Source organism: Microbacterium sp. (assembly GCF_030149085.1).
Classification (GTDB): Bacteria; Actinomycetota; Actinomycetes; order Actinomycetales; family Microbacteriaceae; genus Microbacterium.
Window position 1 is genome coordinate 1 of sequence record NZ_JASBSF010000033.1, and the last position, 6,569, is coordinate 6,569.

Consider the following 6,569-nt stretch of genomic DNA (forward strand, 5'->3'; position numbering starts at 1 on the left):
TCTCAACCTCGCGCTCACGCTCAAGGAGGGCGGAAACCTCCTGCTGCTCGACGAGCCGACGAACGACCTCGATGTCGAGACCCTCCAGTCTCTCGAGAACGCTCTGCTCGAGTTCCCGGGATGCGCGGTGGTCATCACCCACGATCGGTGGTTCCTCGATCGCATCGCGACTCACATCCTCGCCTACGAAGGCACCGACGAGAACCCGGATGCCGGGTATTGGTTCGAGGGCAACTTCGAGGCCTACGAGAGGAACAAGCTCGAGCGTCTCGGACCCGATGCTCTGAACCGTGCCAGCTCCACCTACCGCAAGCTGACCCGCGACTGACCGGCGATGAGCGACACGACGGCGTCGGAGACCGGAAGAAGCCGGGTCCACCTGCCGATCCATCTGCGCTGGGGCGATCTCGACGCATTCAACCACGTCAACAACACGTCGATGCTCAAGCTCCTCGAAGAGGCGCGGGTTCGCGCGTTCTGGCGGCCCGGCGCCGGCGAGACCGCGCCACCGACCGCCGTCATGGACTCGAGTCTGCACTCCGGCATCCTGACGCTCATCGCTCGGCAAGAGATCGAGTATCTGCTCCCGGTTCCCTACCAGCGGCATCCGCTCGATGTGCAGCTCTGGTTCGGGAGGCTCGGCGGCTCCAGCATCGACGTGTGCTACGAGGTCTGCAGCCCGCGGGAGACCGCCGGCGAGACCGGTCAGCAGATATACGCGCGTGCGACGACGGTTGTCGTGAAAGTGGATGCCGAAACCGGCAGGCCCCTCCGTTTGAGCGAGATCGAACGAGAGGCCTGGGCGCCTTACGTCGGTGAACCGTTGCACTACGGTCACCGCCGCTGAGGGGGTCAGGCCCGATCGTTCGGCAAGCGGACCGTAATCTCTTGAGCGACGCTCGCTACAAGTATTCCTTCTGAGGAATAGATCCTCCCGGTAGCCAGCCCCCGGCCGCCACGAGCACTCGGAGATTCCTGCACGTAGAGCAACCACTCGTCCACACGCGCGAACCGATGCCACCACATGGCGTGGTCGAGACTCGCAACCTTGAGTCCCGGCGTTGACCAGGCGACGCCGTGTGCGCGAAGCACCGACTCCTGGATCGTCATGTCGCTCAGGTAGGCAAGTGCGGCGCGGTGCAGGTCGGGGTCATCGGGGAACGACCGCCGGGTGCGAAGCCACACCGCCTGGTGGGGGACATGCTCGCCCTCCACGTGCAGATAGATGGGTCCGGGAACGTGTCTCACGTCGAGCGGCCTGTCGGTGAACATGCGCTTGCTCATCGGATGCAGGCCGATCAAGTGATCTTCGAGGTCAGGCAGCTCGTCGGCGTGTGGGATGCCGTCGGGCATGGGCTCCGCGTGTTCCAGACCAGGGCCCTCATCCTGGAACGAGGCGATCATCGAGAAGATCGGCACGCCGTCCTGGTAGGCCTGTGTGCGACGCGTCGAGAACGACCGACCGTCGTGAATACGGTCGACGGCGAACGTGATCCCTGACGAAGAGTCGCCCGGACGCAGGAAGTACCCATGCATCGAGTGGACCGTCCGTCCTGGCGGCAGTGTGCGCGACGCAGCCACGATCGACTGGGAGAGCACCTGGCCGCCGTACACGCGGCCGAGTGGCATGGACTGCGATACGCCCGTGAAGATGTCCTCGGTCGTCCGTGCCCCACTGGAGGACAGGGCAAGCACGGCGAGGAGGGAAGCGACCGGATCCGCCGCCACCACCTCGCCCGGGGTGTTCGTAGCGCCGTCGGTCATCAGATCTCCCGGAAGCTTGCGGGTGCCGCCGCGGTCGCGGCTGGTGGTCCGCTTGGTAGTTTAGGTCGGATGCCCACCCCCCTGAATCTCGCCGATCCCGAGACCGCCGTGGACGCGCAGACCTTTGCCTCTCGCGCAGCGCGCGTCGGAGACGGCGCCGTGCGGTTACGGGCAAGCGGCGGCATCCTCGTCATGTCCTGCGCACCCATTGCGCCACGCGGCATCCTGGATACAGCGCCGACCATTCTGGGTGTTCGCGCTCTCGCCGCCGACCCGGAACTCGTATGCGACCTGGTCGTCGACGGCGCTTCTCTGCGGGCGCAGGGCGTCACACTCGAATTGCCCGACGCGGGCGTGCGCGCGGCCTGGGCCGGTATCTCCCCGCCGGTGTCGGGCTGGACGGTGACCGGTGAGATCGCCTCGACCGACCTGGCCGCGGCGGCCCACCGCGGTATGGAGGAGGTGGCGACATTCGTCCCCACCAGTGCGGGGGAAGATGTCGTGCGTCAGATCCGTGCAGCGGTGTGGGGAGCGCCGGAGGCTGGTCTGGGAGGCATACCGCGCGGCGTCGGATTCGTCTCCCAGGTACTCGGCTTTCTGGGGCCGGATGCCGAGAGCGTGCCACTGCGCGAATCCGGTGCATGGCTGCGTTTGTCGCTTCGCCGTGGGCATGTTCTGGTACGCGGATCCGCGGCAAACGCGCGCGAGTCGGGCGCGGCGCGAGCGGCCAGCTGAACGCCGACGACACCTGATGCTTGACCGCGAATTCGCGGTGCCCCTACGGTGACGGAATGGCGACTGCACCGATCACCTTCACGGCACGCGAGGGCAAGGGGTTGGCCGCCGGCGCCCTGGGCCTCTGGGGATCAACCGTCATCGGACTGGCATCCACCGCACCCGTGTACTCGCTGGTCGCAACACTCGGGTTCATCGTCATCGCGGTGGGAGCGCAGGCGCCGATCATCTTCGTGCTGGCGTTCGTGCCGATGCTCTTCATCGCCTACGCGTACCGGGAACTCAACCGTGAGATCCCGGACTGATGCTCTCTTGGCCGATAACGCCGTGTTGGTGACGGCAACCGGTGTGGTCTTTATCGTGGCCATGACGTGGATCAGCTGGCGAGGCGTCGAGATCGGCGAAAGGGTTCAGAACATCCTGCTCGGCCTGCAATATCTCGCACTCGCGATCTTCATCGTCGCAGCCCTCTGGCACTTCTTCGCAGGCAGCGCACCCGATCCGACGCCGTTCGAGTGGTCCTGGCTGAACCCGTTCGCGATCGGTGACTGGAGCGGCTTCGTTCAGGCCATCCTGCTTGCTCTGTTCATCTACTGGGGCTGGGACACAACGCTGGCGCTCAACGAAGAAACGAAGGATCCGCGGCGAATCCCGGGCCGCGCAGCGCTGCTCACGACAGTCATCCTGCTGTTCACCTACGTCGCGGTGACGATCGCGGCGATGATGTACGCCGGACTCGGTGACGGCCCGACGGGTCTCGGAAACGAGACCAACGCCGATGACTTCTTCATCGCGATCAAGGATGGGCTTCTCGGCCCGCTCGGGTGGGTGCTGGTCGTCGCGGTCATGGTCTCGGCGATCTCATCGACCCAGACGACGATCCTTCCGACAGCCCGCGGCACTCTCGCGATGGCCGCCTACCGCGCGCTCCCCAAGAAGTTCGCGACTGTGCATCCGCGCTTCAAGACGCCATCGTTCTCGACCCTGGTCATGGGGATCGTCGCCGTCGTCTACTACGTCGGGATGACGCTCATCAGCGACAACATCCTGCAGGACTCGATCCTCTCGCTCGGGCTCGCTATCGCGTTCTACTACGGCATCACGGGCTATGCGTGCGTCTGGTACTTCCGTCGCGAACTGTTCACCTCACGGCGGAACTTCTTCTACAAGTTCCTGTTCCCGCTGCTCGGTGCGCTGATGCTGACCTACGCGTTCGTACAGTCGGCCATCGACATGTACAGCGTCGACTACGGGTACACGGTGCCCTTCGGCGTCGGCGGCACGTTCGTCCTGGGAGTCGGCGCGCTCGCCTTCGGGGTGCTGCTGATGTTCCTCTGGTTCCTGTTCCCGCGTGCGAAGTCGTTCTTCCGCGGCGAGAGCCTCAACCGCGACACACCGGTCATGGTCCGCGACGAGCCGTCAGCGTACGGTCGCTCGGTGGACGGCGGACTGACCTGACGCCAGGCCGCGTGACTCGGTCACACGGTCGCTGCTGCGCCCCGTCCAGCCGCGCGGCCCGAGAACAGGCATCCTCCGACGAAGGTGCCTTCGAGCGCTCGATAGCCGTGCACGCCGCCGCCACCGAACCCACTGGCCTCGCCCGCGGCGAACAGTCCCTCGATTGGCTCGCCGCCGGCGCCGAGCACCCGCCCGGACAGGTCAGTCTCGATGCCGCCGAGCGACTTGCGCGTCAACACGTGGAGCTTGACGGCGATGAGCGGACCCGCGTCGGGGTCGGTCATGCGGTGCGGTGCGGCGGTTCGCACGAGCCGATCGCCGCGGTACGCGCGCGCCGAGCGCAGCATCGCCACTTGCGCATCCTTGGTGAAGTCGTTGTCCATCTCGCGGTCGCGCGCCTCGACCTCAAAGCGGACGCGGTCGGCATCCAGCGTCTCACCGCCGGGGAGCGCGCGCATGCCCTCAATGAGGCTGTTGAGGTCGTCTCGGATGACGAAGTCGGCACCGTGGTCGAGGAAGGCTTGCACGGGTCCCGCAGCTCCCTTTCCGAGCCGTGAGCGCAGCAGCAGTCGCACGTCTTTGCCGGTGAGGTCGGGGTTCTGCTCGCTGCCCGAAAGTGTGAATTCCTTCTCGACGATCCGCTGTGACAACACGAACCAGGAATGGTCGTGGCCGGTCGCGCGAAGGTGCGCGAGGGTCCCGAGCGTGTCGAAGCCGGGAAACAGCGGCACGGGGAGGCGCGCCCCCGTGGCATCGAGCCAGATCGAGGACGGACCGGGCAGGATCCGGATGCCGTGCAGCGGCCAGATCGGGTCCCAGTTGTGGATGCCCTCGACGTAGTGCCACATGCGGTCGCGGTTGATGAGGTTCGCGCCCGCGGCCTCGGTGACGTCGAGCATGGCGCCGTCGACATATGCGGGAACGCCCGTGACCATGTCTGCGGGGGCCGTCCCCAGTCGCTCGGGCCACCACCTGCGTACCAGGTCATGGTTCCCGCCGATGCCTCCGGATGCTACGACCGTCGCGCCAGCCTCGATCTCGAAGCTTCCGACGACATCTCGTGACGTTTCCACGCCACGGGCGGCGCTGGAGGGCGCGAGAACATCGCCGGCAGCCCCCGTCACGGCACCCTCTCGCACCGTGAGTGAGGTCACGCGGTGGCGAGGGAGTACCGTCAGCATCCCGTCACGCTCGGCATCCTCGAGTGCCGCCTGGAAGGGTGCGACAAGCCCGGGGCCGGTTCCCCACGTGATGTGGAAGCGGGGCACCGAGTTTCCGGGGCCCCCGGCGGTGTAGCCGCCGCGCTCTGCCCACCCGACGACGGGGAAGAAGCCCACCCCCCGCTCTCGGAGCCAACTGCGCTTCTCGCCGGCGGCGAACTCGAGGTAGGCCTCGGCCCAGCGGCGGGGCCAGGCATCCTCGGGGCGGTCGAAGCCCGCCGTGCCGAACCAGTCCTGTCGTGCCAGTTCGAGGCTGTCGCGGATGCCCATCCGCCGTTGTTCGGGCGAGTCGACGAAGAACAGTCCGCCGAACGACCACCATGCCTGCCCGCCGAGGTTCGTGCGCGGCTCCTGGTCGAGGACGGTGACGCGCTTGCCGGCCGCGACAGCCTCTGCGGCGGCGACAAGCCCAGCCAACCCCCATCCGATCACGAGGACGTCGGTGCGGTGAACGGATGCTTCGGTCATGCGACTCCCTTGTCGTGAAATGCCGGCGTCGTGCGCGTCAGTTCTCTGACGTCAGCGGAATGTCTGTGCGACCGCCCGCCCCCGGCCCGATCTCGGTTCGTTCGAACGTGTTCACCATGGCATGCGCGGCGCGACTGAGGTAGTCCCAGAGGAGTTCTTCGTGAAGGGGCGACAATCCCGCCTCGTTGACGGCGGCGCGCATGTGTGCGAGCCATCTGTCACGCGCGTCGGGATTGACGTGGAACGGTGCGTGCCGCATCCGCAGGCGGGGGTGGCCGCGCTGCTGGCTGTAGGTCGTCGGCCCGCCCCAGTACTGCTCGAGGAACATCAGCAGACGCTCTTTAGCCGGCCCGAGGTCCTCTTCGGGGTACATGGGACGCAAGACGGGGTCATCCGCGACCCCTCGGTAGAAGCCGTCGACGATACGCACGAACGTCTCGTGTCCGCCCACCGCCTCGTAGAAGGACTGCTGCTCGGGCGTGCTCACGTCTCTGCTTCCTCGGATGCTTCAGAGTCGGCATCCGTCTTCTTGCTCGTTCGCTTGGCGCGCCAAACGGGCCGATCCGGAACCCCAGGATGCGCGATCGGGGTCGGTTTGGTTCGGGGCGGGTTGGCGCCGCGCACCCGGCCGGCAGTCTCGAGACCCGACAGCATGATCGAGTTCATCTGCGGCAGGGTCAGACCCAGGCCGTCGATCGCCCGCTTGAGTCTCATACGCAGCTCACGGGCGACGTCATCCTTGGCCCCGGCCCGCGTCTTGATCACGATCCGGATGACCAGCGCGTCTCCTGACACCGACTCAAGTCCCCAGACCTCGGGGTCCTCGATGATGCGGCTGCGCCACTTCGGCTCCTGCGCGAGCGCACGGGCGGCATCCAGCATCGCCTGTTCGACCTCGTCCACGTCGGCGTCGACGGGCACGGC

Annotated in this window: 5 protein-coding genes and 3 pseudogenes; 4 read left to right on the plus strand and 4 right to left on the minus strand. The window is 66.7% G+C overall.

Annotation, left to right across the window (positions count from 1 at the left end; genetic code table 11):
• A pseudogene (locus Q1V87_RS01265) lies at window positions 1-328 on the plus strand (energy-dependent translational throttle protein EttA); the annotation flags it as partial.
• Window positions 329-334: 6 nt separating this feature from the next.
• Window positions 335-847: a thioesterase family protein gene (locus Q1V87_RS01270; RefSeq protein WP_300590519.1), complete on the plus strand. Its 513-nt coding sequence runs from the start codon at window positions 335-337 to the stop codon at window positions 845-847.
• A 5-nt stretch (window positions 848-852) separates the two neighbouring features.
• On the opposite strand, the gene Q1V87_RS01275 is transcribed toward Q1V87_RS01270, so the two are convergent.
• Window positions 853-1,764, minus strand: a complete 912-nt coding sequence (locus Q1V87_RS01275) for an acyl-CoA thioesterase II (protein WP_300590520.1) — start codon at window positions 1,762-1,764, stop codon at window positions 853-855.
• 69 nt (window positions 1,765-1,833) lie between these two features.
• Here Q1V87_RS01275 and Q1V87_RS01280 point away from each other — a divergent pair, with 69 nt between their 5' ends.
• Entirely contained in the window at window positions 1,834-2,499 is a 666-nt protein-coding gene (locus tag Q1V87_RS01280; RefSeq protein WP_300590521.1) for a hypothetical protein, read from the plus strand.
• Between the two features lie 56 nt (window positions 2,500-2,555).
• A pseudogene (locus Q1V87_RS01285) lies at window positions 2,556-3,957 on the plus strand (APC family permease).
• A 20-nt stretch (window positions 3,958-3,977) separates the two neighbouring features.
• On the opposite strand, the gene Q1V87_RS01290 reads toward Q1V87_RS01285, so the two are convergent.
• The 3 genes and pseudogenes from Q1V87_RS01290 to Q1V87_RS01300 all read right to left on the minus strand — a co-directional run.
• Window positions 3,978-5,645 carry an FAD-binding dehydrogenase gene (locus tag Q1V87_RS01290; RefSeq protein WP_300590522.1) on the minus strand — a complete coding sequence of 556 codons (1,668 nt, stop codon included), beginning with the start codon at window positions 5,643-5,645 and terminating at the stop codon, window positions 3,978-3,980.
• A gap of 37 nt (window positions 5,646-5,682) precedes the next feature.
• Window positions 5,683-6,132 carry a globin gene (locus Q1V87_RS01295; RefSeq protein WP_300590523.1) on the minus strand — a complete coding sequence of 150 codons (450 nt, stop codon included), beginning with the start codon at window positions 6,130-6,132 and terminating at the stop codon, window positions 5,683-5,685.
• A pseudogene (locus Q1V87_RS01300) lies at window positions 6,129-6,569 on the minus strand (mechanosensitive ion channel family protein); the annotation flags it as partial. The gene Q1V87_RS01295 and the pseudogene Q1V87_RS01300, both read right to left, overlap by 4 nt.